This window comes from Micromonospora sp. R77 (assembly GCF_022747945.1).
Taxonomy (GTDB): domain Bacteria; phylum Actinomycetota; class Actinomycetes; order Mycobacteriales; family Micromonosporaceae; genus Micromonospora.
Genome location: NZ_JALDST010000001.1, coordinates 921,707 through 944,647, shown reverse-complemented (window position 1 = coordinate 944,647; position 22,941 = coordinate 921,707). Strand labels below are relative to the sequence as shown.

Below are 22,941 nucleotides of genomic sequence, written 5' to 3'. Positions count from 1 at the left end.
CGGCAACCCCCTCAGCGGGCGCCGAGGGACGCCTCCACCGCCGGACGACACCGGATCAGCCAGTCCTGCCAGCCGCGCACCACCTCGACCACGCCGGCCGCGCGGAGCCGGCGCATGCCGGGCGCGTCCCGCTCCGCGCCGGCGGCGATGCCGCGCCAGGTGCCCTCGATCTGGTCGAGCATGACGTCGAGCAGACCGGCCCGGCACAGCGGCGGATCACCGGCCGCGTCGTAGCCGTCGCAGAGCAGCCGGCAGCGGCGGCCCAGCTCCGCCGGGTCAGCGTCGCCGCCGAGGGTGGCCCAGTGCCAGCCGGCGAAGGCGACGTCCTCGATCCGGCGGCCCGGTCCGGCCAGGTCCCAGTCCAGCAGGGTGACCGGAAGCAGCCCGGCCGGCGTGGCGCGGTACACCGTGTTCTTCGGCGACAGGTCGCGGTGGCAGACGGTCTCCGCGCCGCCGGCCAGGGCGGTGCCGGCGCAGGCGTCGTGCAGGGTACGGACCAGCCGGGCCAGCCCGGCCAGGGCGGCATCGGAGAAGAAGGCGTCCTCCTCCCGGTCCCGCCAGGGCACCCGGCCGGCCACGTGGGCCAGCACCTGGCGGCCCCGCTCGTCCGTTCCGAGGTACGCCGGTGCCACCCCGGGCGCCGACACGGCCAGGTGCCGCAGCAACGCACCGACGAAGTCGGCGTCCGTCGGGGGAGTGCGGCGGACCGTGTCGCCGATCCGGACCACTTCGGCGATGAACCCGCCGGGCAGCCGGTCCTCGGCGTTCATCAGCTCGGCCCGAGCCGGCGCTGCCGCTCGGCCCGCCACCAACGGGCGATGATCACCACGCTGGCGATCAGGCCGAGGCCGGCCGGGGCGGCGGCGTACCAGTTGACGTGGCCGGGGGTGCTGACCGCCGCGCCGATCGCGGCATAGCCGAAGGCGGTCGGCGCGGACGCGATCACACTGCCGGCGAGAAACGGCAGCAGCCGGGCACCGGTGGTGCCGTAGCCGTAGCTGACCAGGCCGAAGCCGGCGATCGGCAGCAGCCGTACGGTGATCACCCCGAGCACGCTCTGCCGGGCGAACCAGCCGTCCAGCCGGGCCAGCCGACCCCGTACCCGTTCGGCGACGAAGTCCCGGCCCAGCAGCCGGCCGACGGTGAAACCGATCGCCGCGGCCAGCAACGCCGCGCCGAGGGCGTACGCGGCCCCCTCCAGGGGACCGAAGATCGCCCCGGCGGCGAGCGTGACGAAGGTCCGCGGCACCAGCGCCACCAGCAGCAGTGCCCCGGCGACGATGGCGGCCGGCGGGGCGTACCCGCCGAGCGAGTCGGCCAGCCGGGGCAGCTGCGCCGGGTCCGGCCGGGGCACCAGGAGCAGCAGCACCGCGAACCCGGCGAGCAGGGCCAGCAGCAGGACGAACCGCCGCGCGGACGCCTGCGCCGAGCAACCGGACGAGCCGGCGGAGATCCGGTCGCCGCCGCGCTCGGGCGGCGCCGGTCACGGTCGGGCGGCGGCGGCCACCGCGGCGCGGCGTTCCGAGCGGAGCCGCTCGGCCCAGGTGTCGTCCAGCGCGGGCAGTTGGTGGACGCCGGTGGCCCAGCGCAGCAGCAGGTCCGCCAGGGCAGGGTTGCGGGCCAGGGCCGGCCCGTGCGAATAGGTGCCGAGCAGCTTGCCGCGCCAGGCGCCCTCGGTGGCGCCGTCGTTGCCGACGCCGGCGGTGACCCGGGCCAGCGGGGCGACTTCGGGGCCGAGGTGGGTCCGGCCGCCGTGGTTCTCGAAGCCGGTCAGCGCCGGCACGCCCAGCCGCGGGTCGATCTCACCGGCCAACTCGCCGACGGCCCGGCTGGGCCCCCGGTCGGAGCGCAGGTCGAGCAGCCCCAGCCCGGCGCACTCGGTGCCCTTGGCGAAGAAGGAGGTGCCGAGCAGCTGGTAGCCGGCGCACACCCCGAACACCACCGAGCCCTGGGCCACCGCGCGGTGCAGGCCGCCGTCGGCGATCAACCGCTGCGCGCCGAGCGCCTGCGGGCCGTCCTCGCCGCCGCCGATCAGATAGATGTCGGCGGTGGCCGGCAGCCGCTGGTCGGAGCGGACCTCCAGCACCTCGACCGGCATGCCGCGCAGCTGGGCCCGGCGGGCCAGGATCAGCATGTTGCCCCGGTCGCCGTAGGTGGACAGCAGGTCGGGATAGATCCAGACGATGCGCAGGCTCTCAGTTGACACGGTCCAGCTCCGCTCGGATGTCCTGGAAGGCGGTGTAGTTGGCGATGACTTCCAGCCGGCCCGGCGGGACCGCCCGGATCGCCTCGGCGAAGCTCCGGACGTGCTGGAACGGCACGTCGTTGACGTCGAGCCGGACGGCCAGGTCGTACGCCCGGTCGCCGGTGATCAGCACCTGCCGGCCGCGCAGCGGGGCGAAGTCGACGTCGAAGAGCCAGGAGGTGTCCAGCCCGTCGGGGTCCCGCGCGTTGATGGAGAGCAGGGTCGGCGCCTCGTCCGCCATGTCGAACGCCTCCAGCCAGCTGGCCGGGTTCTTGGCCAGCAGCAGCCGGATGTTGCGGCCGTCCCGGTCGACCTGCGCGTAGCGGCCGGCGACCGAGGTGACCGAGCCGAGCCGGGAGACCGCGTCCACCGGGCGTACGCCGAACTCGGCGGCGACGGCCAGCGCGGTGGCCGCGTTGCCGAGGTTGACCTTGCCGGGGAGCTGGAGCCGCACCTTGTGCCAGGCACCGGTCGGGTCGAGCACCCCGTCGTCCTCGACGGTCCACTGCGGCTCGGGCCGGCGCAGCGGACAGCCGGTGCACCACCACTGGTCGTCCTTGCGGGCGATGGTGGAGCCGCACTCCGGGCAGACCCAGGAGTCGTCGTGCCAGCGCTGGCCGGCGCTGAACCAGGTCACGTGCGGCGGGACGTGGCCCTGCGCCGGGTCGGCCGGCGGGGTGGCCGCCCAGACCACCATCGGGTCGTCGGCGTTCGCGATCACCCGTACGTCGGCGTGCCGGACCAGCGCGGCGCGCCAGAGCTGCGCCATCATGGCGACCTCCTTGGCGCGGTCGAGCTGGTCCCGGGAGAGGTTGAGCAGCGCCACCACGTGCGGCTCGGTGGCCTCCAGCACCTGGGCCAGGTAGTGCTCGTCGACCTCGAGCACGGCGTACGGGGTGCTGCCGGCCTTGGCCAGCGCCGAGGTGTGGCCGGTGGGCATGTTGGCGCCGAAGGAGTTGGTGGCGACCCGGCCGAGCACGCCGACGGCGGCGGTGGTCAGCCGGGTGGTGGTGGTCTTGCCGTTGGTGCCGGACACCAGCGCGATGGCGCGGCCGGCCGACAGGTGGGCCAGCAGGTCCGGGTCGATCTTGAGCCCGATCCACCCGCCGATCACCGAGCCGTCGCCCCGACCCGCGGCCCGCGACAGCGCCGCGGCGGTCCGCGACACCGAGCTGGCCACCTTTGCCCGCAGGGGCATCTTCGCGTCCGTCACGCGAGCGAGGTTACCGGACCCGGGACCCCGCCAGATCGCCGCCGACGACGATCCGTTCGGCCGGGCACTCCCGGGCGTCCGGTCGGCGGCCGTTCCGCCGGACGGAGTCGATCTATGTCGGGTAGCGGACGGCCGCCGGGGGCACGCCACCCCCTCCACTCCGCTCCACCCCCGTTGACGTGCTCTTTTGCTCGGCGACACGGCGCGCCACGCGGGCGTTTTCGGTTGCAGGTGGAGGGAAGTGGAGTAGAGTGGGGCCCGATGGTGAGGCCGGGAGGGCCACACCGGCCCGGGGGGTCAGCGGCGCCGCGAACGCCGCTCAGGGCGAGGGGGTTGGGCCGATGTTCCTCGGCACCCACACCCCACGCCTGGACGAAAAGGGCCGGTTGATCCTTCCGGCGAAGTTCCGGGACGAGCTGGCGGGGGGTGTCGTGATCACCAAAGGGCAGGAGCGCTGCCTCTACGTCTTCCCGATGCCCGAGTTCCAGCGCATCGCGGAGCAGTTGCGCGCGCAGCCGATGACGCACAAGGCGGCCCGGGCCTACAACCGGGTCTTCTTCGCCAGCGCGCACGACGAGGTGCCGGACAAGCAGGGCCGGGTGACGATCCCGGCGCACCTGCGCTCGTACGCCGCGCTCGACCGCGATCTGGTCGTGATCGGCGCGAGCAGCCGGGTGGAGATCTGGGACAGGGCGGCCTGGGAGGCCTACCTCGAGGAGAGCGAAGACGACTTCGCCGACATCACCGAGGGGGTGCTGCCCGGCGGTCTGTAGGGCGTGGCGACGCCCGGCGTACTGCGAGATCTCCAGCCGCTTTCGAGTTCCTGGCACCCCTTCCCCGGTGCCAGGCGCACGATCCGTATCGGGGGGCCGCGGCCTCCGGCGGGCGGGAGCGGATGGGGATCTGGCGGTATGACGAGGCGTCGCGACGACAACGGACGCACCAGGGACGGAAGCGGGTTTCAACCAGTGGGGGTCGACATGGGGGAGCTACGCGGCACGCACGTGCCGGTGCTGCTCGAGCGGTGTCTCGAGTTGCTGGCCCCCGCGCTGGGTCGGAACGGACGCACCGTCCACGTCGACGCGACGCTGGGGCTGGCCGGGCACGCCGAGGCGGTCCTGCAGGCGCACCCGGACACGGTGCTGATCGGTCTGGACCGGGACACCGAGGCGCTCGCCCACGCGCGGATCCGGTTGGCCCGGTTCGCCGACCGGATCCACCTGGAGCACGCCGTCTACGACGAACTGCCCGAGGTGCTGGAGCGGCTCGGCTATCCGGCGATCGACGGGATCCTGTTCGACCTGGGGGTCTCGTCCCTGCAACTGGACGCGCCCGACCGCGGGTTCGCCTATGCGCAGGACGCGCCGCTGGACATGCGGATGGACCAGACCCGGGGGGTGACCGCCGAGGAGGTGGTCAACACCTACTCCCATCCGGACCTGGCCCGGGTGCTGCGGGTCTACGGCGAGGAGAAGTTCGCCGGCCGGATCGCCTCGGCGATCCTCCGGGAGCGGGAGCGGGGCCGGATCACCTCGTCGGCGCGGCTGGCGGAGCTGGTCAGGGAGAGCATTCCGGCACCAGCCCGACGAACCGGGGGACACCCGGCCAAGAGAACGTTTCAGGCTTTACGGATCGAGGTAAACAGAGAACTGGCAGCGCTGGAGACAGCGCTGCCGGCCGCTCTGGACAAGCTCACCGTGGGCGGCCGCATGGTGGTCCTGTCCTACCACTCGCTGGAGGACCGGCTCACCAAGCAGGCGCTCGCCGACCGGGTCCGCAGTAAGGGCCCGGTCGACCTCCCGGTCGAGCTCCCCGGGACGGGCCCGACGTTCCGGCTGCTCAGCCGGGGCGCCGAGCTTCCCGGGGAGGCGGAGGTCGCCGCGAACCCGCGGGCCGCTTCGGTGCGGCTGCGGGCAGCGGAACGGCTCGACCCGGAGGCGACCCGGCAGGGGCGTACCGACCGCGAACGGTACCGGCGCCGGGTGAAGGCGATGCACCAACCGGGGACGGGGTCACCGGGATCCGGGACGGATCCACGGGCGGCCCCGGGGGACAACGGGACGGACGAAGAGGGGGAGGGGACATGAACGTTGACAAGCACGACGGCCGGGGCGCCGTCGGGCAGCGCGCACCGCGGTCGGGGGGCCGGACCGCGGCGCGGCGGAACACGACGGCGGGAGCCGACCGGCTCGACCGCCGGGAGGAGACTCGCGCCCGGGGGGCGCGCGAGTTCCCGACCCAGGGCAGCGCCGCGCTGCGGCCGGCCGAGCGGACCCGGACGACCGAGGCGGCGTCGCCGCGCCTGCGGGTCGCCCGCCGCCGCCGGTCTCCGTGCCGCGCGCGCCGTTCGTCGGGCTGATCCTGTTCCTGGTGGTCGGCGGGGTGCTCGGCATCCTGGCGGTCAACACCAAGATCAATGAGAACGCGTTCCGGCTGGAGAAGCTCCAGCAGCAGCAGGCCAAGCTCGACGTGGACCAGCAGCAGCTGGAGAAGGAGATCGCCGAGCAGAAGGCGCCGGGCAACCTGACCGCCAACGCCCGCAAGCTGGGGCTGGTCGAGTCCGACGACCCGGCGTACATCCGGCTGCCCGACGGCAAGATGATCGGCGTGCCGCACCCGGCCACCGGTCAGCCGGCGATCACCAGCCCGCAGGGCAACGGAGGCTGAGCCGGTGCCGCCCAGATCGGATGACCCGCGCCGGGACCCCACGGGGTCCCGGCGCCGCTCGTCGCGGGGCGGTCGGGGGCCGAGCCGCGCACCGGCGAGCCCGGCGTGGGGGGCATCTCCGACGCCCGCGCGTACGCCCTCGGGGGCGCACCGTCCGGGAGGGCGGCGGGGCCGCCCGCACCGGGACCGGCGCGGGTGCCGAGCAGCGGCGTACCCCGCGCAGCACCCGCTCCGGCGACCCGTTCCGGCCGGCGTTGCAGGTGCTCGACGGCGGTCGCGCCGGCGCCGGCCGCGCCGGCCGGCGGGAGACCGCGGGCGGCGGCCGCTCCGGCGTGGTCCGGACCGTCACCGCCCGGCCCGGCCGGGAACCCTTCGACGACGACGAGCCGCCGGCGCCGCGCCGCCGCCCGGACCGCGCCGCCCCGAGCGGCCGGCCGCCCGGCGGCCGTCGCGCAAGCCGCGCCGCCCGCCGAAGCTCGCCGACCCGCGCCGCCGGCTGCGCCTGGGCACCCTGCTCGCCCTGGCGCTCTTCGCCACCATCGGCATCCGGCTGGTCTTCCTGCAGACCGTGAACACCCCGGCGTACGCCGACGGCGGCCTCGGCAACCGGGTCGCCGTGGTGGAGCTGCCCGCGCCGCGCGGCGCGATCTACGACCGGACCGGCGCCCCGCTGGCGCACAGCGTCGAGGCGCGGTACGTCTTCGCCGACCCCACCCAGATCGAGGAGTCCGTCCGGCTGGACACCGCCCGGCGGCTCTCGCCGCTGCTCGGCGTCCCCACCTCCGACCTGGCCGACAAGATGAAGCGGCGCAAGCTGCCCGGCGGCGGGGAGTCGCAGTTCCAGTACCTGGCCCGCGGCGTCGACATCGACCGGGCGAAGCAGATCATGGCGCTGGACCTGCCCGGCATCGGCACCCACCGCGACGAGCGGCGCGAGGTTCCCGGCGGTGACCTGGCCGCCAACCTGCTCGGCTTCGTCAGCGACGACATGACCGGGCTGGAAGGGCTGGAGGCCAAGTACGACAACGTGCTCCAGGGCAAGCCCGGCCGGAAGACCTACGAGGTCGGCCAGGGTGACCTGGCCGCACCGATCCCCGGCGGCTACAGCGTGACCGTCCAGCCCAAGCCGGGCAGCTCGATCGCGCTCACCCTCGACCTGGACCTGCAGTACCGCACCCAGCGCATCCTCACCGAACAGATGGCGCAGACCAGGGGCAGCATCGGGGCCGCCGTGGTGCTCGACATGCAGGGCGAGGTGCTGGCCCAGGCGAGCAACCCCACCTACGACGCGGCGGACCCGGCGGGCAGCAAGCCCACCGACCGGGAGGACGCGGCCACCAGCTTCGTGGTCGACCCGGGTTCGATCCACAAGGCGATCACCTACGGCGCGGCCCTCCAGGAGGGTGTGATCACCCCGGACACCGCGTTCCCGGTGGCCAACACGATCACCAGGGGCGGCGTGACCTTCCGGGACACCCACCCGGCGAACGGCCAGAAGATGAGCATCCCCGGGATGCTGGCCTTCTCGTCCAACGTCGGCACCATCGAGATCGCCGAGAAGCTGGGCAAGGACCGGCTGATCGACTACCAGAAGCGGTTCGGGCTGGGGCAGCCCACCGGCGAGGGCATGCCGGGCGAGGCGTCCGGGCGGCTGCTCCCCGCCGACCAGTGGAGCGGCTCGGCGTACGGGTCGGTGCCCATCGGGCACAGCGTGGACGCCACCCCGTTGCAGATGGCCGCCGCGTACGCCGCCATCGCCAACGACGGCACGTACGTGCAGCCGCACCTCATCAAGGAGGTCATCGGCGCGGACGGGAAGAAGACGCCCGGTCCGGCCCCGAAGACCCGCTCGGTGCTCAGCCCGCAGAACGCGGCGGCGCTGCGCACCATGCTGGAGGCGGTCACCACGGTCGACGGCCCCGACGGGCGGGCCACCGGCCTGGCCGCCGCGGTCCCCGGCTACCGGGTCGCCGGCAAGACCGGCACCGGCCTGCGCTACCTCGACGGCAAGCTCCAGCCCGGCGAGGTGGGCTCGTTCATCGGGATGGCCCCGGCGGAGGAGCCGAGGTACGTGGTCGCGGTCTTCGTGTGGAGCCCCGGCGGGGAGGGCGGCGCGGTCGCCGCACCGGCCTTCCGCGAGATCATGGGCTACACACTGCGGCACTACCGGGTGCCGCCGTCGGCCACCGACCGGTCCCCGAAGTTCGAGGTCTTTCCGCGCTGACCGGGAAGGACGGGACATCATCGGTGAGTGGCGACGAACCACCGGGGCGGCTGTACGGTCGGAACCGGACGACCGGGTAGGGTCTGACGCCGTGCCCGGCAATCCACGTCCCCGTACCGTGAATCCCGTCCGGCTCGGCGACCTCGCCGGGCGACTCGGCACGGCCCCGCCCGACGGCGCCGCCGACCTGGCCGTGACCGGGGTGACCCACGCCAGCCAGGAGGTCCACCCCGGCGACCTGTACGCCGCCCTGCCCGGTGCCCGCCGGCACGGCGGAGTTCGCCGCCGGCGCGGCCGAGGCCGGCGCGGTGGCCGTGCTGACCGATCCGGCCGGCGCGGAGCTGGCCGCCGGGGCCGGCCTGCCGGTGCTGGTGGTGGGCGACCCGCGCGCGGTGCTCGGCGCCGTCGCCTCCGCCGTCTACGGCGACCCGACCACCGGGCTGACCGTGCTCGGGGTGACCGGCACCGCCGGCAAGACCTCCACCGCCTACCTGGTCGAGTCCGGGCTGCGTGCCGCCGGGCACACCACCGGCCTGATCGGCACCGTGGAGACCCGCCTCGGCGACCTGGTGGTGGACAGCGTCCGGACCACCCCCGAGGCCACCGACCTGCACGCCATGCTCGCCGCCGCCCGGGAGCGCGGGGTCACCGCCGTGGTCATGGAGGTCTCCAGCCACGCCCTGGCGATGGGGCGGGTCGGCGGAGTCAGCTTCGCGGTCGGCGGCTACACCAACTTCGGCTCCGACCACCTGGACTTCCACGCCGACTCGGCCGACTACTTCGCGGCCAAGGCGCAGCTGTTCGACGGGCGCTGCGCGGTCGAGGTGCTCAACCACGACGACCCGGCGCTGCGCCCGCTGTTCAAGCCCGCCACGGTCAGCTACTCGGCGGCCGGTGACCCGACCGCCACCTGGTACGCCACCGACGTCGACGGCGAGGGCTACGCCCAGCGGTTCACCGCGCACGGCCCCGACGGGCTGGTCGTGCCGGCCGGCGTGGCGCTGCCCGGCCGGCACAACGTCGCCAACGCGCTGCTGGCGATCGCCGCGCTGGTCGCGGTCGGGGTGGACCCGACCACCGCCGCCACCGGGGTGGCCGCCTGCGGCGGGGTGCCCGGCCGGCTGGAGCTGGTCAGCAGCGACGCGCCGGTGCGCGGCGTGGTCGACTACGCGCACAAGCCGGACGCCATCGTGGCCGCGCTGCGTGCGCTGCGCGAACTCAGCGCCGGCCGGCTGATCTGCGTGATCGGTGCGGGCGGCGACCGGGACCGGGGCAAGCGGCCGGTGATGGGCGGGGCCGCCGCGGAGGGAGCCGACGTGGTGCTGGTGACCGACGACAACCCGCGGACGGAGGACCCGGCCGCGATCCGCGCGGAGGTGCTCGCCGGGGCGTACGCGGCCGGCACGCCGGCCCGGATCGTCGAGGTGGACGGCCGGCGGGCCGCCATCGCCGAGGCGGTCCGGCTGGCCGAACCCGGTGACGTGGTGGCGGTGCTCGGCAAGGGGCACGAACGCGGCCAGGAGGTGGCCGGCGAGGTGCACCCGTTCGACGACCGGGTGGAGCTGGCCGAGGCGCTGCGCGCCCGCTTCGCCGACCGGGCGGGTCAGCGGTGATCCCGCTCAGCCTGGCCGAGGTGGCCGCCGCGGTCGACGGGCGGCTGGTCGCCGCCGACCCGCAGGCCCGGGTCACCGGCACCGTGGAGTTCGACTCCCGCAAGGTCGGCCCGGGGGCGCTCTTCGTGGCGTTCCCCGGGGAGCAGGTCGACGGCCACGACTACGCGGCCGGTGCGGTCGAGGCGGGCGCGGTGGCGGTGCTCGGCACCCGCGAGGTGCCCGGCGTGCCGATGGTGCTGGTCGCCGACGCCCTCGACGCGATGGGGAAGCTGGCCCGCGCGGTCGTCGACCGGCTGCCCGGACTGACCGTGATCGGGTTGACCGGCTCGTCCGGCAAGACCACCACCAAGGACCTGATCGCCCAGCTCACCGTGCGGCTCGGCCCGACCGTGGCGCCGCCCGGCTCGTTCAACAACGAGCTGGGTCACCCGTACACGGCGTTGCAGGCGACGCCGGAGACGCGCTACCTGGTGATGGAGAAGGGCGCCCGGGGGGTGGGGCACGTGCGCTACCTCTGCGACGTGGTGCCGCCCCGGATCTCGGTGGTGCTCAACGTCGGGGTGGCGCACCTGGGCGAGTTCGGCTCGGTGGAGACCATCGCGCTGGCCAAGGGGGAGCTGGTCGAGGCGCTGCCCGCCGACGGGCTGGCCGTGCTCAACGCCGACGACCCGCTGGTCGACGCGATGGCGTCGCGCACGGTGGCCCGGGTGGTCCGGTACGGCGAGGCGCCGCACGCCGACGTGCGGGCGGTGGACGTCACGCTGGACGAGCGGGGTCGGCCGGCGTACACCCTGGTGACGCCGGAGGGCAACGCGCCGGTCCGGCTCGGGCTCACCGGGCGGCACCAGGTGTCGAACTCGCTCGCCGCCGCGGCGGTGGCCCGCGAGCTGGGCATGCCGCCGGCCGAGCTGGCCGTGGCGCTGGGCGAGCTGGGGCTGGTCTCCACCCGCCGGATGGACGTCTTCGCCCGGCCCGACGGGGTCACGGTGATCGACGACTCGTACAACGCCAACCCGGCCTCGATGGCGGTCGCGCTGCGCGCGCTGGCCGCCCTGCGGGGTGCGGGGCGCACGTTCGCGGTGCTCGGCTACATGGCCGAGTTGGGCGCGTTCGAGCGCGAAGGGCACCAGCAGGTCGGCCGGCTCGCGGCCGAGCTGGACATCGACCGGCTGCTCGTGGTGGGTGAGCCGGCGGCGCCGATCCACGAGGGCGCGACAGCGGTAAGTGACTGGGGAGGAGAGTCGGTGCTGCTCACCGATCAGGCGGCGGCCGTCGAGGTGCTGCGGAGCGAGCTACGTCCGGGTGACGTGGTGCTGGTGAAGGGCTCCCGGTACCGCACCTGGGAGGTGGTCGACGCACTGCGCCCGGCCGCCGGGGAGGTCTCCCGGTGAGGGCGGTCATCGTCGCCATCGGGGTCGCGTTCCTGGTCTCGTTGCTGGCCACCCCGCTCGCGATCAAGGTGTTCACCCGGCTCAAGGCCGGCCAGCCGATCCGGGCCGAGGGCCCGGCCATGCACCAGGGCAAGAAGGGCACGCCGACGATGGGCGGCGTGGTCTTCATCCTGGCCACGGTGATCGCGTACGTCGCCGGTCACCTGGCCCTGACCACCCTGCCGGACGCGCAGATCGCCCAGGTGGAGCCGACCATCACGGCGCTGGTGCTGCTGGGGCTGATGGTCTTCTCCGGGGCGGTCGGCTTCATCGACGACTTCCTCAAGGTCCGCAAGCGGCACAGCGGTGGCCTGAACAAGCGGGGCAAGCTGGCCGGGCAGATCCTGGTCGGTGCCCTCTTCGGCGTCGTGGCGCTCTATTTCCCGAGCACGATGACGGACCCGAGTGGCACCGCCACCAACACCGAGACGGTGGGCAGCACCACGCTGAGCTTCATCCGGGACATCCCGGCGCTGGAGATCGGCAAGATCGGCGCGATCATCGTGATCATCATGGTGGTGATGGCGGCGACCAACGGGGTGAACCTCACCGACGGTCTGGACGGCCTGGCCACCGGCGCCTCGGTGATGGTCCTCGCGGCGTACGCGCTGATCGCGTTCTGGCAGTACCGGCACTGGTGCGCGGACCCGAACTACCCCGCCGGGGAATACTGCTACACCGTCCGGGACCCGCTGGAGATCGCGCTGATCGCCGGGGCGGCGGCCGGGGCCTGTGTCGGCTTCCTGTGGTGGAACACCTCGCCGGCCCGGATCTTCATGGGTGACACCGGCGCGCTGGGCCTGGGCGGCCTGATCGCCGGCATGGCGATGTCCACCCGGACCATTCTGCTGCTGCCGATCCTCGGCGGGCTCTTCGTGATCATCACGATGTCCGTGGTGATCCAGATCATCTCCTTCCGGACCACCGGCAAGCGGGTGTTCCGGATGTCGCCGCTGCAGCACCACTTCGAGCTGGCCGGCTGGAGCGAGGTCAACATCGTGGTCCGGTTCTGGATCATCGCCGGCATCGGCGTGGCGATCGCCCTGGGCCTGTTCTACAGCGAGTTCCTCGCCGCGGTCACCTGATCGCCGGGCCGCACCGGTCGCGGAGGGGCTCCCTGTGATAGCAGGGAGCCCCTCCTTTTCGCCGGTGCGACACGCCGACCGGGCGGTTGCGCCACGGGCGGGCCGGCCGAGCCGCGATGATGGGCGGGTGGGGGAGGAACGAATCATCGAGGTCACCAGCGACACACCGGCCAGACGACCACCCGCGGCGACCCGGACGGCCGACCCGCCCGGAGTGCCGCTCGGGCTGGACGCGGCCGGCGGGCTGGCGGCACTGCGCGGCCTGCTGGCCCGCCCGCTCGCCTCCTACTACCTGCTGCTCTCCAGCGCGGGCCTGCTGCTGCTGATCGGCCTGACCATGGTCTTCTCGGCGACCAGCGTGAAGGACTTCGCCGAGGAGGGGGACGCCACCGCGTCCCTGGTGAAGCAGACCATCTTCGCGGTGATCGGCATCCTGGCGTTCTGGGCCTGCCAGCGGCTGCCCGTACGCAGCTTCCGGTCGCTGAGCCGGCCGGTGCTCGGGGCGGCGGTGGCGCTGCTGCTGCTGCTCAACCTGCTGGTCGCGCTGAACGCGCTGTTCGGGGTCGAGTCCATCGGTCCGCTCCGGGCCAAGCTGCTCTGGCTCTATCTCGGCCCGGTCTCGGTGCAGCCGGTCGAGGTGGCCAAGTTCGCGCTGGTGCTGTGGGGCGCGCACGTGCTGGCCCGCAAGGGCGCCGCGCTGGGCTGGTGGAAGGAGTTGGCCACCCCGCTCTTCCCGGTGGTCGGCCTGCTCTTCGTGCTGGTCGGCTACAACGACCTGGGCAGCATGCTCTGCCTGCTGGCGCTGGTGGTCGGGATGCTCTGGGCGGCCGGCGTCCGGCTCCAGGTCTTCGCCGCGCTCTCCGCGGTCGGCCTGGCCGGGGTCGGCCTGCTGGTCGCCGCCGCCTCGCTCGGTGCCGGCTCCGGCTCGCGGGACGCGGACAACTACCGGCTGGGCCGGCTCACCGTGTTCCTCGACCCGCCCGACCCGAAGACCTGCTTCAGCGAGCAGATCCCGGGCTGCTACCAGCTCGTCCAGGCCCGCTACGCGGTCGAGCAGGGCGGCTGGTTCGGCGTCGGGCTGGGCAAGAGCAGCTTCAAGTTCGGCTGGCTGCCCGAGGCGCACAACGACTTCATCTTCGCGGTGATCGCCGAGGAGTTGGGCGTGGTGGGCTGCACGGTGGTGATCGTGCTGTTCGCCGTGCTGGCGTACACCGGGTTGCGGATCGCCCGGCGGGTGGAGGACCCGTTCCGCCGGCTCGCCGCGGCCGGCGTCACCGCCTGGCTGGTCGGCCAGGCCGTGATCAACATCGGTGGGGTCACCGGCCTGCTGCCGCTGACCGGCGTGCCGCTGCCGTTCATCTCCGACGGCGGCAGCGCCCTGGTGGTGACCCTCGCGGCGATCGGCATGCTCGCCTCCTTCGCCCGCGCCGAGCCCGACGCGGCCCGAGCCCTGCATGCCCGTCCACCGGCCCGGTGGGTCCGACTAGTGTGGGCCCCGTTGCCGCCGCTTCCCGGCCGGCGCCGCCGACCGGCGACGCCTCCGGCGGACCGTGGGTCCGTACCCCGGTCCCGGCGCGCGGCGGTCCGACGACCAGGCCGCGGCCCGCAGCTTCGGCCCGGCCGGGCGCGGTCCGGCGCGGCGAGCGAGAGGAGACGCTGATGGGTCCGCTGCGTTCGGTGGTGCTCTGCGGAGGGGGCACGGGTGGCCACATCTACCCGCTGCTCGCCTTCGCCGACTGCCTGCGCCGACACGACCCGGGCGTCCGGATCACCTGCCTCGGCACCCCGAAGGGCCTGGAGAACGAGCTGATCCCGCCGGCCGGCTACGACCTGCGGCAGATCCCGGCCTACCAGCTGCCCCGCTCGGTGAACATGAGCCTGGTCCGCACCCCGGACCGGATGTACAAGGCGGCCCGCGCGGCGGGCAAGGTGATCGACGAGGTCGCCGCCGACGTCGTGGTCGGCTTCGGCGGGTACGTCTCCGTCCCCGGCTACCTGGCCGCCTGGCGGCGTGAGCTGCCGATCGTCATCCACGAGGTGAACGTGCCCCCGGGCGTGGCGAACCGGATGGGGATGAAGTTCACGAAGAACGTCGCGGTCGGCTTCCCGCACCAGCCGGCCCAGGCCGAGGCGCTGCGCGACGCCCGGGTGGTCGGGGTGCCGCTGCGCCGGGGCATCTCCGGCCTGGACCGCAACGCCATGCGCAACGCCGCCCGGGCCCACTTCGGGCTCCGCCCCGACCTGCCGGTGCTCTTCGTGGCCGGCGGCTCGCAGGGCGCCCGCTCGATCAACCTGGCGGTCTCCGGCGCGGCCAAGGAGCTGGCCCGCAACGGCGTGCAGGTGCTGCACGTGATGGGTGCGCGCAACGAGCCGGTGCCGGTCCCCACCGACCTGCCGGTGCCCTACGTGGCGCTGCCCTACCTGTCCGAGATGGAGCTGGGCTACGCCGCCGCCGACCTGATGCTGGCCCGGGGCGGGGCGATGACCTGCGCGGAGGTGGCGGCGATCGGGCTGCCCACCATCTACGTCCCCTACCCGCACAGCAACCAGGAGCAGAAGCGCAACGCGCTGCCCGTGGTGGAGGCCGGGGGCGGGGTGCTCGTCGACGACGCCGAGCTGACCCCGGCCTGGCTGGAGCGGACGGTGATCCCGCTGATCCGGGACCCGCACCGGCTCGGCGCGATGGGCGCCGCCGCAGCCGCGTACGGGCGGCGGGACGGCGACGAGGCCCTGCTGCAGTTCGTCTATGAGGCGGTGGCCCGCTGATGCGCGCCGTCGCGACCGGAAGGTACCTGTCATGAACACCGCGCAGTTCACCCCCGCCGGCACGATGACCGCGGAGGACCTGGGCCGGATCCACCTGATCGGGGTGGGCGGGGTCGGCATGAGCGGCCTGGCCCGGCTCTTCCTCACCCGGGGGCTGCCGGTCTCCGGCAGCGAGCTGCGGGAGTGGCCGTCCCTGGCCGGCCTGCGGGCGCTCGGCGGCACCGTCCACATGAGCCACGAGGCGAGCAACCTCGACGGGGTGGACACCGTGGTCTATTCCTCGGCGATCCCGCAGGACCACCTGGAGATGGTGGAGGCGCGCCGGCGCGGCCTGCGGGTGCTGCACCGCTCCGAGGCCCTCGCCGCGGCGATGACCGGCCGGCGCACCGTGGCGGTCGCCGGCACCCACGGCAAGACCACCACCACCTCGATGGTCACCATGGTGCTCCAGCAGGCCGGCGTCGACCCGTCCTTCGTGATCGGCGGGGAGATCTCCGAGGTGGGCTCGGGCGCGCACCACGGCACCGGCGAGCACTTCGTGGTCGAGGCGGACGAGAGCGACCGGTCCTTCCTCATCTACCGCCCGTACGTCTCGATCGTCACGAACATCGAGGCGGACCACCTCAACACCTACGGCGACCTGGCGAACCTTGAGGCGGCCTTCGCCGAGTTCGCCCGGCTCACCGACCCGGAGGGGTTCATCATCACCTGCGCCGACGACGCGGGCGGGCGGCGGCTGGCCGAGACGCTGCGGGCCGAGGGGCGCCGGGTCTGGACGTACGGCGAGGCGCCCGACGCCGACCTGCGGCTGAGCGAGATGGCCTCCTCGGCGCGTGGGGTGCGCTACCTGGCCGAGATCGACGGCCGGTCGCTGGGCGAGATCCGGCTGCCGGTGCCGGGGCGGCACATGGGCCTCAACAGCGCCTCGGCGGTGCTCACCGCCTACCTGCTGGGCCTGCCGGTGGAGGCGGCGGAGGCCGCGCTGGCCGCGTTCCCCGGCGTACGGCGGCGCTTCGAGCGTAAGGGCGTCGCGGACGACGTGCTGGTCTACGACGAGTACGCGTACCACCCCACCTCGATGACCCTGGCCCTGCAGACGCTCCGCGAGGTGGCCGGCGAGGGCCGGTTGATCGTGGTCTTCCAGCCGTACCGGCTGTACCGCACCCGGGACCTCCAGGCGGAGATCGCCGCGGCGCTCGGCATCGCCGACGAGCTGGTGCTGCTGGAGGTCTTCGGACCGGGCGAGCTGCGCCAGCCGGGCGAGGGGTCGGCCGCGCTGCTGGCGGCGGTGCCGCTGCCGGCCGACCGCAAGGTCTTCGTGGACTCCTGGGAGGCGGCGCCGGTCGAGGTGGCCCGGCGGGCCCGACCGGGCGACGTGGTGGTCACCATGGGCGCCCCGCCGATCTCGCTGATGGGTGACCAGCTGCTCGACGCCCTGCTGGCCCGTACCGGTGCCGGGGTGCCGGCCCTGGGCACCGCCGTGGGCCCGGACGGCGCGGCGACCGCGGCCGGATGAGCCCCGGTCCGGCGCGCGGCCGTACCCCGGGCGCGGACGGCGGCGCGGCCGGCGCGAACCGGTACGCCGCTGGCAGCTGGTCCGGGCGAACACCGACGCGGTGCCGCCGTCGACCCGGCGGTTCATGGCCCGGGCGCGGCAGCGGCGGATGCGTGCGGCCCTGCCCTGGGCGGTGGCCGCCGGGGTGCTGGCGCTGGCCGGGCTGGTCGCCTGGACGGTGCTGGGCACCGGCCTGTTCGGGGTGCGGGAGGTCCGGGTGGTCGGCGCGGAGCTGGTCACCGAGGTGGAGGTCCGCGACGCGGCGGCGGTGCCCGACGACGCGCCGCTGGCCCGGGTGGACCTGGCCGCCACCGCGCGGCGGATCGGCGCCCTGCCGGCGGTGGAGCACGCCTCGGTGTCCCGGGACTGGCCGAGCGCCCTGGTGATCCGGGTGGTGGAGCGGACCGCCGTGGCGGCGGTCCCGCAGGGCGAGCGGTACGCCGTCGTCGACCGGTCGGGGGTGGTCTTCCGGACCCTGGACCGGGTGCCGGACGCCCTGCCGGTGATCCGGGTGGGCCGCCCCGGGCCGGACGATCCGGGCACCCGGGCCGGGCTGACGGTGCTCGCCGCGCTCACCCCGCAGCTGCGCGCCCAGCTGGTGGCGGTGGACGTGGCCGGGCTGGCCCGGATCACGCTCCGGCTGCGCGGTGACCGGGAGATCGTCTGGGGGGACGCCACCCGGGGTGCGGAGAAGTCCCGGGTGGCCACCGCGCTGCTCGGTCGCCGGGCCGACCGGATCGACGTGAGCGCCCCGGACGTGGTCACCTTCCAGTGACCGACCGCTCAGCGGAGGTGACCCGGCCCGCTCCACGGGGCGACACGCCGAAAGGGTCCTTGGCTCTCGGCGTGGAGGCGCTTACGTTGCCCCGAAGAGGATCAGTGGTTGACATAACTGTAAGCCTCTAGTAGAGGGTTAGGGTTTCCGCCCGTAACCTCGCTGGAAACGTGTCGACCGCTGGTCTGGCCAAGCCGTGTGGGGTCGGCCCATGCCAATCTCGAAGGGAAAGGACCGGAGATGACACCTCCGCACAACTACCTGGCGGTCATCAAGGTCGTCGGCATCGGGGGTGGCGGCGTCAACGCCGTCAACCGGATGATCGAGGTTGGGCTCAAGGGCGTCGAGTTCATCGCGATCAACACCGACGCGCAGGCGCTGCTGATGAGCGACGCCGACGTGAAGCTCGACGTCGGGCGGGAGCTGACCCGGGGCCTCGGCGCCGGCGCCAACCCGGACGTCGGCAAGAACGCCGCCGAGGACCACCGCGACGAGATCGAGGAGGTGCTCAAGGGCGCCGACATGGTCTTCGTCACCTGCGGCGAGGGCGGCGGCACCGGCACCGGTGGCGCGCCCGTGGTGGCGAACATCGCCCGTAAGCTCGGCGCGCTCACCATCGGCGTGGTCACCCGGCCGTTCTCCTTCGAGGGCAAGCGCCGCCAGGTGCAGGCCGAGTCCGGCATAGACGAGCTGCGCAACCAGTGCGACACGCTGATCGTGATCCCGAACGACCGGCTGCTGGCGCTCGGTGACCGCAACATTTCCATGATGGACGCCTTCCGCACCGCGGACCAGGTGCTCCTCTCCGGTGTCCAGGGCATCACCGACCTGATCACCACCCCGGGTCTGATCAACCTGGACTTCGCCGACGTGAAGAGCGTGATGAGCGGCGCGGGCAGCGCGCTGATGGGCATCGGCAGCGCCCGGGGCGAGAACCGCGCGGTCGAGGCGGCCGAGGCGGCCATCTCCAGCCCGCTGCTGGAGCAGAGCATGGACGGCGCGCGCGGCGTGCTGCTCTCCATCGCCGGCGGCTCCGACCTGGGCCTGTTCGAGATCAACGACGCGGCCCAGCTGGTCACCGACGCGGCCCACCCGGACGCGAACATCATCTTCGGCGCGGTCATCGACGACGCGCTCGGCGACGAGGTGCGGGTGACGGTGATCGCGGCGGGCTTCGACGGCGGCACGCCGGCCTACAAGGCGGCCGAGCCGACCCGCAAGTCCAACCAGAACCAGCCGGCGCAGCCGAGCACCCCGGTCACCCCGCCGGCCACCATGCCGGCGCCGCAGCAGTCGCCGCGCCGGGTGCTCTTCGACGACGTCGACGTGCCGGACTTCCTCAAGAACGGATCCTGAGCGCCGCCGATGTCCGACACCGCAGCCACGGTCCGGCCCGACCGGCGCGCCGAGCTGGCCGACGGGCTGGCCCGGGTGCGGGCCCGGATCGCCGACGCCTGCACCGCCGCCGGCCGGGACGAGGCCGAGGTCACCATGATCGCGGTCACCAAGACGTACCCGGCCGGTGACGTCGTCGCCCTGGCCGGGCTCGGCGTCGCCGACGTGGGGGAGAACCGCGACCAGGAGGCGGCCCCGAAGGCCGCCGAGGTGGCCGCGGCCGGGATGACCCCGCGCTGGCACTTCATCGGCCAGTTGCAGCGCAACAAGTGCCGCTCGGTGGTGCGTTACGCCGACGTGGTCCAGTCGGTCGACAGCGTGCGGCTCGCCGGGGCGCTCGACGCCGCCGCGGCGGCCGGCCGGGACCGGCCGCTGGACGTGCTGGTGCAGGTCAGCATCGACAGCGACCCGGCCAGGGGCGGCGCCCTGCCGGACTCCGCCGACCCCGACCGGGGCTCGGCGCGGTGGCGGCGGCGGTGGCCGGCGCGGGGCGCTGCGGCTGGGCGGGTTGATGGCGGTGGCCCCGTTGGGCTGGGAACCGGAGCGGGCCTTCGCCCGGCTGGCCGAGGTGGCGGCCCGGTTCCGGGCGGACCATCCCGACGCCACCGCGCTCTCCGCCGGGATGAGCGGCGACCTGGAGGCCGCGATCGGGTACGGCGCGACACATGTCCGCGTCGGCAGCGCGTTGCTCGGAATGCGTCCCACGCTGCGGTAGCCTGGCCGCGGAAGAAGCAAATTACATCTGTGTCGTTCAGGAACGGCGTCCCGGTGTCGGGGGCCACGGCGAGCGGACCGCGAATCGCGCGCCGAAGGGATTGCCGTCCCGGTCCGATGGGCACCGTGTCCATTAGTGATCAAGCGACACGGCACGGGGGCGCGTGCCGCACGGCGGACGGAAGGGCGCGGGATGGGTGCACTGCGCAAGGCGGGGGTCTGGCTCGGTCTGGTCGAAGAGGACGACGAGCGGGCCTACGAGGACGGTGGCTACGACAAGCCGGCTTACCGCGAGTCGCGGTACCGGTCGAGCCGGTACGCCGAGGAGTTCGCCGACGAGGACGACGACGAGACCGAGGAGCCGCCGGCGCCACGGTCCCGGGTCGGTGACCGCGGTCGCCTGTCCGAGCGGGCCACCGGCCGGGCGGCCGAGGCCGACCGGGACGTCGAGCGGGCGGAGCGCGCCGAGCGCTCGGAGCGGGCGAGCGTACGGTCGATCACCCGGACCGGCGCGGGGGAGACCTCCGGTGCGCTGACCTACCACACCCGGGACAACCTCGCCCTGGCGCCGCAGGCCCCGCCGCGGGAGCGGTCGGCGCCCGCGGAGGACGAGCAGCGCTACCAGATCACCACGCTGCACCCGACCACCTACCGCGAGGCCCGGACCATCGGGGAGCACTTCCGCGACGGCGTGCCGGTGATCATCAACCTCACCGAGATGGACGAGGCCGACGCCCGGCGACTGGTCGACTTCGCCGCCGGGCTCGCGTTCGGCCTGCGCGGTACGATCGAGCGCGTGACCAACCGGGTGTTCCTGCTCTCGCCGGCCAATGTCCAGGTCACCGCGGAGGACAAGGCCAAGATCGCTGAGGGTGGCTTTTTCAGCCTGAGCTAGTCCGCCCGACCGAGGGACGTCGCCTGCCGTGTTGTCGATCGTGTTCCAAGTGCTGTACCTGATCGTCTATCTCTTCCTGATTGCCCTGCTCGCCCGGTTTGTCCTCAGCGCCGTCCTGCAGTACGGTCGCCGCTGGCAGCCGGGCCGAGGAGCGTCAGCGGGACTGGAATCCGTGTGGAGCGTCACTGATCCGCCTCTCAAGACGTTGAGGCGTGTGATCCCACCACTGCGAATTGGTACCGTGAGCGTCGACCTGGCCTCCCTTGTGCTCCTGGTTATCCTGTTCGTGCTGATGAGGTTTGTGTTAGAGCCGCTGATCTTCAGGTTCTCCTGATGACCGGCACCTGCGCGGCCGCAACTGACCCGAGGAGTTTCGATGCCGCTGACCCCGGCTGACGTCCATAACGTCGCCTTCAAAAAGCCGCCGATCGGCAAGCGGGGGTATGACGAGGAGGAGGTCGACGCCTTCCTGGACGAGGTCGAGCGCGAGCTTGCCCGTCTGATCGAGGAGAACAACGAGCTGCGCGCCCAGGTGGAGCGCGGCGGTCGGGGTGGCGCTCCCGCCGGCCCCGGCGGCGACGCCCGTCTCGCGGCGGAGCTCAACGACGTCAAGGCCCAGCTGGACCGGGTGCAGCGCGACAAGGCGGCCGCCGAGCAGGCCGCCCGGGCGATGCAGGCCGAGCTGGAGCAGGTCCGTTCCCAGGGTGGCCCGGCCACCGGTGGGGACGGCGAGCAGCAGGCGCTGCGGGTGCTCATGATGGCCCAGCGCACCGCCGACGACCACGTCTCCGACGCCCGTCGCGAGGCCGACCAGCTGCTCTCCGAGGCCCGCACCAAGGCCGAGGAGGTCACCCGCGAGGCCCGCGCCAAGGCCGACGCGCTGGAGCGCGACGCTCGCCAGCGGCACCAGGAGGCCATGGGCGGCCTGGACGCCAAGCGCACCGCGCTGCAGAAGCACATCGAGGAGCTCAAGCAGTTCGAGCGGGAGTACCGCACCCGGCTCAAGGCCTACCTGGAGAGCCAGCTGCGTGACCTCGACGGCCGGGCCCAGGGCCTGGAGGCCGAGGTCAACCGCGCCGAGGGCACCCGTGCCGCCGGTGGCAGCAACGGCCTCGCCGCGGCCAGCCTCGCCGGCTCGTACGGCGGCGGTCGCTCGGGCTCGCTCGAGTCCGGTCGCTGATCGCGGTTGGCGGTCGTCCCTGCGGACGGCCGCCGGCCGCGCCATCTGAACCGACGCGGCGGGGGTGAGCCGTGATAGTCGCCAGCATTCTGCTCATCCTCGTCGCCGTCGTGCTCCTGGTGACGGGGCTGGTCGGTGGCTCCAGCCCCCTGCTGATCACCTCTCTCGCGGCGAGCCTGCTGGCCGCCGTCGCCCTCGTCGTCGGTGCCCGCCAGGCCGCCGCCGCACGGGCGGCGGCGACGGAACGGGTCACCGAGCCCGGTGGCCGGTCCCGCACGGGTTTCCCGTCCGGTGGCCGGTCCGCGTACGGGCCACCGCTCGTGGAGCCGGAGTTCCCGGTCCAGCACGTTCCTCCGACGGTCCACTCCGACGAGACCGGGTGGCGGCAACCACCCGGTCCGTCGGCCACCGACCCCTACGCCCCGCCGGTCCCGCGTGCCCCGTTCGCCGCCGAGGCGTTTCCCACCGACCCGTTCACCGCCGGCCGGTTCGACGGCGACCGGTTCGACGGTGACCGGTTCGACCGTGACCGGTTCGACGGCGACCGGTTCGACGATGACCGGTTCGACGGCGACCGGTTCGACGATGACCGGTTCGACGGCGACCGGTCCGGGGCCGACCCGTTCGATGGCGAGCCGCCCGTCCAGCGGGTGCCGCCGGCCGACGCGGCCCGGGTGGCCCGGCTGCACGCCGAGGTGCGGGTGGTCGACGGGCGGGCCCGCTACCACCTGGCCGGCTGCCCGCACCTGGTCGGGCGCGACGACGAGGCGCTGCCCGTCGCCGAGGCGGTGGAGCTGGGCTTCACGCCGTGCGGCCACTGCGCCCCGGACACCGCCCTGCTCGCCGACGCGCGTCCGAACTGAGCAGCGGCGCGGATGGACGACACGCTCACCGTCGCCGTACGGGTGAAGCCGGGTGCCGCCCGGGCCCGGGTCGGTGGTCGCTTCGACGGCCCGCACGGTCCGGCGCTGGTCATCGCCGTGCACGCCCCGGCGGTCGACGGCCGGGCCACCGAGGCGGCCCGCCGGGCCCTCGCCGACGCGCTGGGCGTCCGGCCGGCGGCGGTGTCGCTGCGGGCCGGCGCGGCCAGCCGGGACAAGCTCTTCCTGGTCGAGCGCGCCGCCGCGGAGCTGCCCGACGTGCTGCGCCGGCTGCGCGACGGATCGGCCGCGTGAACCCTGACC

At 74.0% G+C, this 22,941-nt stretch carries 16 protein-coding genes and 7 pseudogenes; 19 read left to right on the top strand and 4 right to left on the bottom strand.

Features of this window, described 5'->3' with window-relative positions:
• Positions 1 to 11: 11 nt before the first annotated feature.
• The 4 genes and pseudogenes from MRQ36_RS04100 to MRQ36_RS04085 form a co-directional block, all read right to left on the bottom strand.
• Entirely contained in the window at positions 12 to 770 is a 759-nt protein-coding gene (locus MRQ36_RS04100; RefSeq protein WP_242792929.1) for a phosphotransferase, read from the bottom strand.
• A pseudogene (locus MRQ36_RS04095) lies at positions 770 to 1,433 on the bottom strand (TVP38/TMEM64 family protein). The gene MRQ36_RS04100 and the pseudogene MRQ36_RS04095 overlap by 1 nt, the downstream one beginning before the upstream one ends.
• Positions 1,434 to 1,483: 50 nt before the next feature.
• Positions 1,484 to 2,206, bottom strand: a complete 723-nt coding sequence (locus MRQ36_RS04090; protein ID WP_242792926.1) for a type 1 glutamine amidotransferase — start codon at positions 2,204 to 2,206, stop codon at positions 1,484 to 1,486.
• A complete protein-coding gene (locus MRQ36_RS04085) occupies positions 2,196 to 3,443 on the bottom strand; it encodes a MurT ligase domain-containing protein (protein WP_242800817.1) in 1,248 nt (415 codons plus the stop codon). The genes MRQ36_RS04090 and MRQ36_RS04085 overlap by 11 nt, the downstream gene beginning before the upstream one ends.
• Before the next feature lie 356 nt (positions 3,444 to 3,799).
• Between MRQ36_RS04085 and mraZ the strand changes: the two genes are divergently transcribed.
• From mraZ to MRQ36_RS03995, 19 genes and pseudogenes are all read left to right on the top strand, one after another.
• The gene (gene mraZ / locus MRQ36_RS04080) at positions 3,800 to 4,231 is read left to right on the top strand and encodes a division/cell wall cluster transcriptional repressor MraZ (protein ID WP_242792924.1); all 432 of its coding nucleotides are present in this window, start codon (positions 3,800 to 3,802) and stop codon (positions 4,229 to 4,231) included.
• A 207-nt stretch (positions 4,232 to 4,438) separates the two neighbouring features.
• Complete coding sequence (rsmH, locus tag MRQ36_RS04075; protein WP_242792922.1) at positions 4,439 to 5,545, top strand: 16S rRNA (cytosine(1402)-N(4))-methyltransferase RsmH; 1,107 nt, start codon at positions 4,439 to 4,441, stop codon at positions 5,543 to 5,545.
• Positions 5,542 to 6,125 (top strand): annotated as a pseudogene (locus tag MRQ36_RS04070) (hypothetical protein). Before rsmH ends, MRQ36_RS04070 begins: the two are co-directional and overlap by 4 nt.
• Positions 6,126 to 6,129: 4 nt before the next feature.
• Positions 6,130 to 8,349 (top strand): annotated as a pseudogene (locus MRQ36_RS04065) (peptidoglycan D,D-transpeptidase FtsI family protein).
• A 91-nt stretch (positions 8,350 to 8,440) separates the two neighbouring features.
• Positions 8,441 to 9,962: pseudogene (locus MRQ36_RS04060) on the top strand (UDP-N-acetylmuramoyl-L-alanyl-D-glutamate--2,6-diaminopimelate ligase).
• On the top strand, positions 9,959 to 11,353 hold the full coding sequence (murF, locus tag MRQ36_RS04055; protein ID WP_242792918.1) for a UDP-N-acetylmuramoyl-tripeptide--D-alanyl-D-alanine ligase: 1,395 nt from the start codon (positions 9,959 to 9,961) through the stop codon (positions 11,351 to 11,353). The pseudogene MRQ36_RS04060 and the gene murF overlap by 4 nt, the downstream one beginning before the upstream one ends.
• Positions 11,350 to 12,477, top strand: coding sequence for a phospho-N-acetylmuramoyl-pentapeptide-transferase (gene mraY, locus MRQ36_RS04050; RefSeq protein ID WP_242792916.1), 1,128 nt, complete (start codon positions 11,350 to 11,352; stop codon positions 12,475 to 12,477). The genes murF and mraY overlap by 4 nt, the downstream gene beginning before the upstream one ends.
• A gap of 244 nt (positions 12,478 to 12,721) precedes the next feature.
• On the top strand, positions 12,722 to 14,137 hold the full coding sequence (locus tag MRQ36_RS04045; protein WP_242800815.1) for an FtsW/RodA/SpoVE family cell cycle protein: 1,416 nt from the start codon (positions 12,722 to 12,724) through the stop codon (positions 14,135 to 14,137).
• On the top strand, positions 14,137 to 15,243 hold the full coding sequence (gene murG / locus MRQ36_RS04040) for an undecaprenyldiphospho-muramoylpentapeptide beta-N-acetylglucosaminyltransferase (RefSeq protein WP_242792914.1): 1,107 nt from the start codon (positions 14,137 to 14,139) through the stop codon (positions 15,241 to 15,243). Before MRQ36_RS04045 ends, murG begins: the two co-directional genes overlap by 1 nt.
• A 31-nt stretch (positions 15,244 to 15,274) precedes the next feature.
• On the top strand, positions 15,275 to 16,759 hold the full coding sequence (murC, locus tag MRQ36_RS04035) for a UDP-N-acetylmuramate--L-alanine ligase (protein ID WP_242792912.1): 1,485 nt from the start codon (positions 15,275 to 15,277) through the stop codon (positions 16,757 to 16,759).
• Positions 16,760 to 16,907: 148 nt separating this feature from the next.
• Positions 16,908 to 17,573, top strand: coding sequence for a cell division protein FtsQ/DivIB (locus MRQ36_RS04030; RefSeq protein ID WP_242800813.1), 666 nt, complete (start codon positions 16,908 to 16,910; stop codon positions 17,571 to 17,573).
• Between the two features lie 240 nt (positions 17,574 to 17,813).
• A complete protein-coding gene (gene ftsZ / locus MRQ36_RS04025; RefSeq protein WP_242792910.1) occupies positions 17,814 to 18,929 on the top strand; it encodes a cell division protein FtsZ in 1,116 nt (371 codons plus the stop codon).
• Positions 18,930 to 18,938: 9 nt separating this feature from the next.
• Positions 18,939 to 19,683: pseudogene (locus tag MRQ36_RS04020) on the top strand (YggS family pyridoxal phosphate-dependent enzyme).
• A gap of 192 nt (positions 19,684 to 19,875) precedes the next feature.
• A complete protein-coding gene (locus tag MRQ36_RS04015; protein ID WP_242792908.1) occupies positions 19,876 to 20,577 on the top strand; it encodes a cell division protein SepF in 702 nt (233 codons plus the stop codon).
• Between the two features lie 28 nt (positions 20,578 to 20,605).
• The gene (locus MRQ36_RS04010) at positions 20,606 to 20,911 is read left to right on the top strand and encodes a YggT family protein (RefSeq protein WP_242792906.1); all 306 of its coding nucleotides are present in this window, start codon (positions 20,606 to 20,608) and stop codon (positions 20,909 to 20,911) included.
• Between the two features lie 42 nt (positions 20,912 to 20,953).
• Positions 20,954 to 21,757 carry a DivIVA domain-containing protein gene (locus MRQ36_RS04005; protein ID WP_242792904.1) on the top strand — a complete coding sequence of 268 codons (804 nt, stop codon included), beginning with the start codon at positions 20,954 to 20,956 and terminating at the stop codon, positions 21,755 to 21,757.
• A gap of 71 nt (positions 21,758 to 21,828) precedes the next feature.
• A pseudogene (locus tag MRQ36_RS34325) lies at positions 21,829 to 22,206 on the top strand (hypothetical protein); the annotation flags it as partial.
• Between the two features lie 171 nt (positions 22,207 to 22,377).
• Positions 22,378 to 22,620: pseudogene (locus tag MRQ36_RS04000) on the top strand (hypothetical protein); the annotation flags it as partial.
• A gap of 12 nt (positions 22,621 to 22,632) precedes the next feature.
• Positions 22,633 to 22,932 (top strand): DUF167 domain-containing protein, encoded by a 300-nt coding sequence (locus MRQ36_RS03995; RefSeq protein WP_242792902.1) that lies wholly within the window; start codon positions 22,633 to 22,635, stop codon positions 22,930 to 22,932.
• Positions 22,933 to 22,941: the final 9 nt, after the last annotated feature.

Excerpts from the sequence above, each read along its gene's own strand:
- ftsZ (WP_242792910.1), top strand. The coding sequence starts at position 17,814 with ATGACACCTCCGCACAACTACCTGGCGGTCATCAAGGTCGTCGGCATC.
- mraZ (WP_242792924.1), top strand. The coding sequence starts at position 3,800 with ATGTTCCTCGGCACCCACACCCCACGCCTGGACGAAAAGGGCCGGTTG.
- MRQ36_RS04005 (WP_242792904.1), top strand. The coding sequence starts at position 20,954 with ATGCCGCTGACCCCGGCTGACGTCCATAACGTCGCCTTCAAAAAGCCG.
- MRQ36_RS03995 (WP_242792902.1), top strand. The coding sequence starts at position 22,633 with ATGGACGACACGCTCACCGTCGCCGTACGGGTGAAGCCGGGTGCCGCC.
- MRQ36_RS04085 (WP_242800817.1), bottom strand. The coding sequence starts at position 3,443 with ATGCCCCTGCGGGCAAAGGTGGCCAGCTCGGTGTCGCGGACCGCCGCG.
- murG (WP_242792914.1), top strand. The coding sequence starts at position 14,137 with ATGGGTCCGCTGCGTTCGGTGGTGCTCTGCGGAGGGGGCACGGGTGGC.
- MRQ36_RS04030 (WP_242800813.1), top strand. The coding sequence starts at position 16,908 with ATGCGTGCGGCCCTGCCCTGGGCGGTGGCCGCCGGGGTGCTGGCGCTG.
- rsmH (WP_242792922.1), top strand. The coding sequence starts at position 4,439 with ATGGGGGAGCTACGCGGCACGCACGTGCCGGTGCTGCTCGAGCGGTGT.
- murC (WP_242792912.1), top strand. The coding sequence starts at position 15,275 with ATGAACACCGCGCAGTTCACCCCCGCCGGCACGATGACCGCGGAGGAC.
- MRQ36_RS04015 (WP_242792908.1), top strand. The coding sequence starts at position 19,876 with ATGGGTGCACTGCGCAAGGCGGGGGTCTGGCTCGGTCTGGTCGAAGAG.
- MRQ36_RS04100 (WP_242792929.1), bottom strand. The coding sequence starts at position 770 with ATGAACGCCGAGGACCGGCTGCCCGGCGGGTTCATCGCCGAAGTGGTC.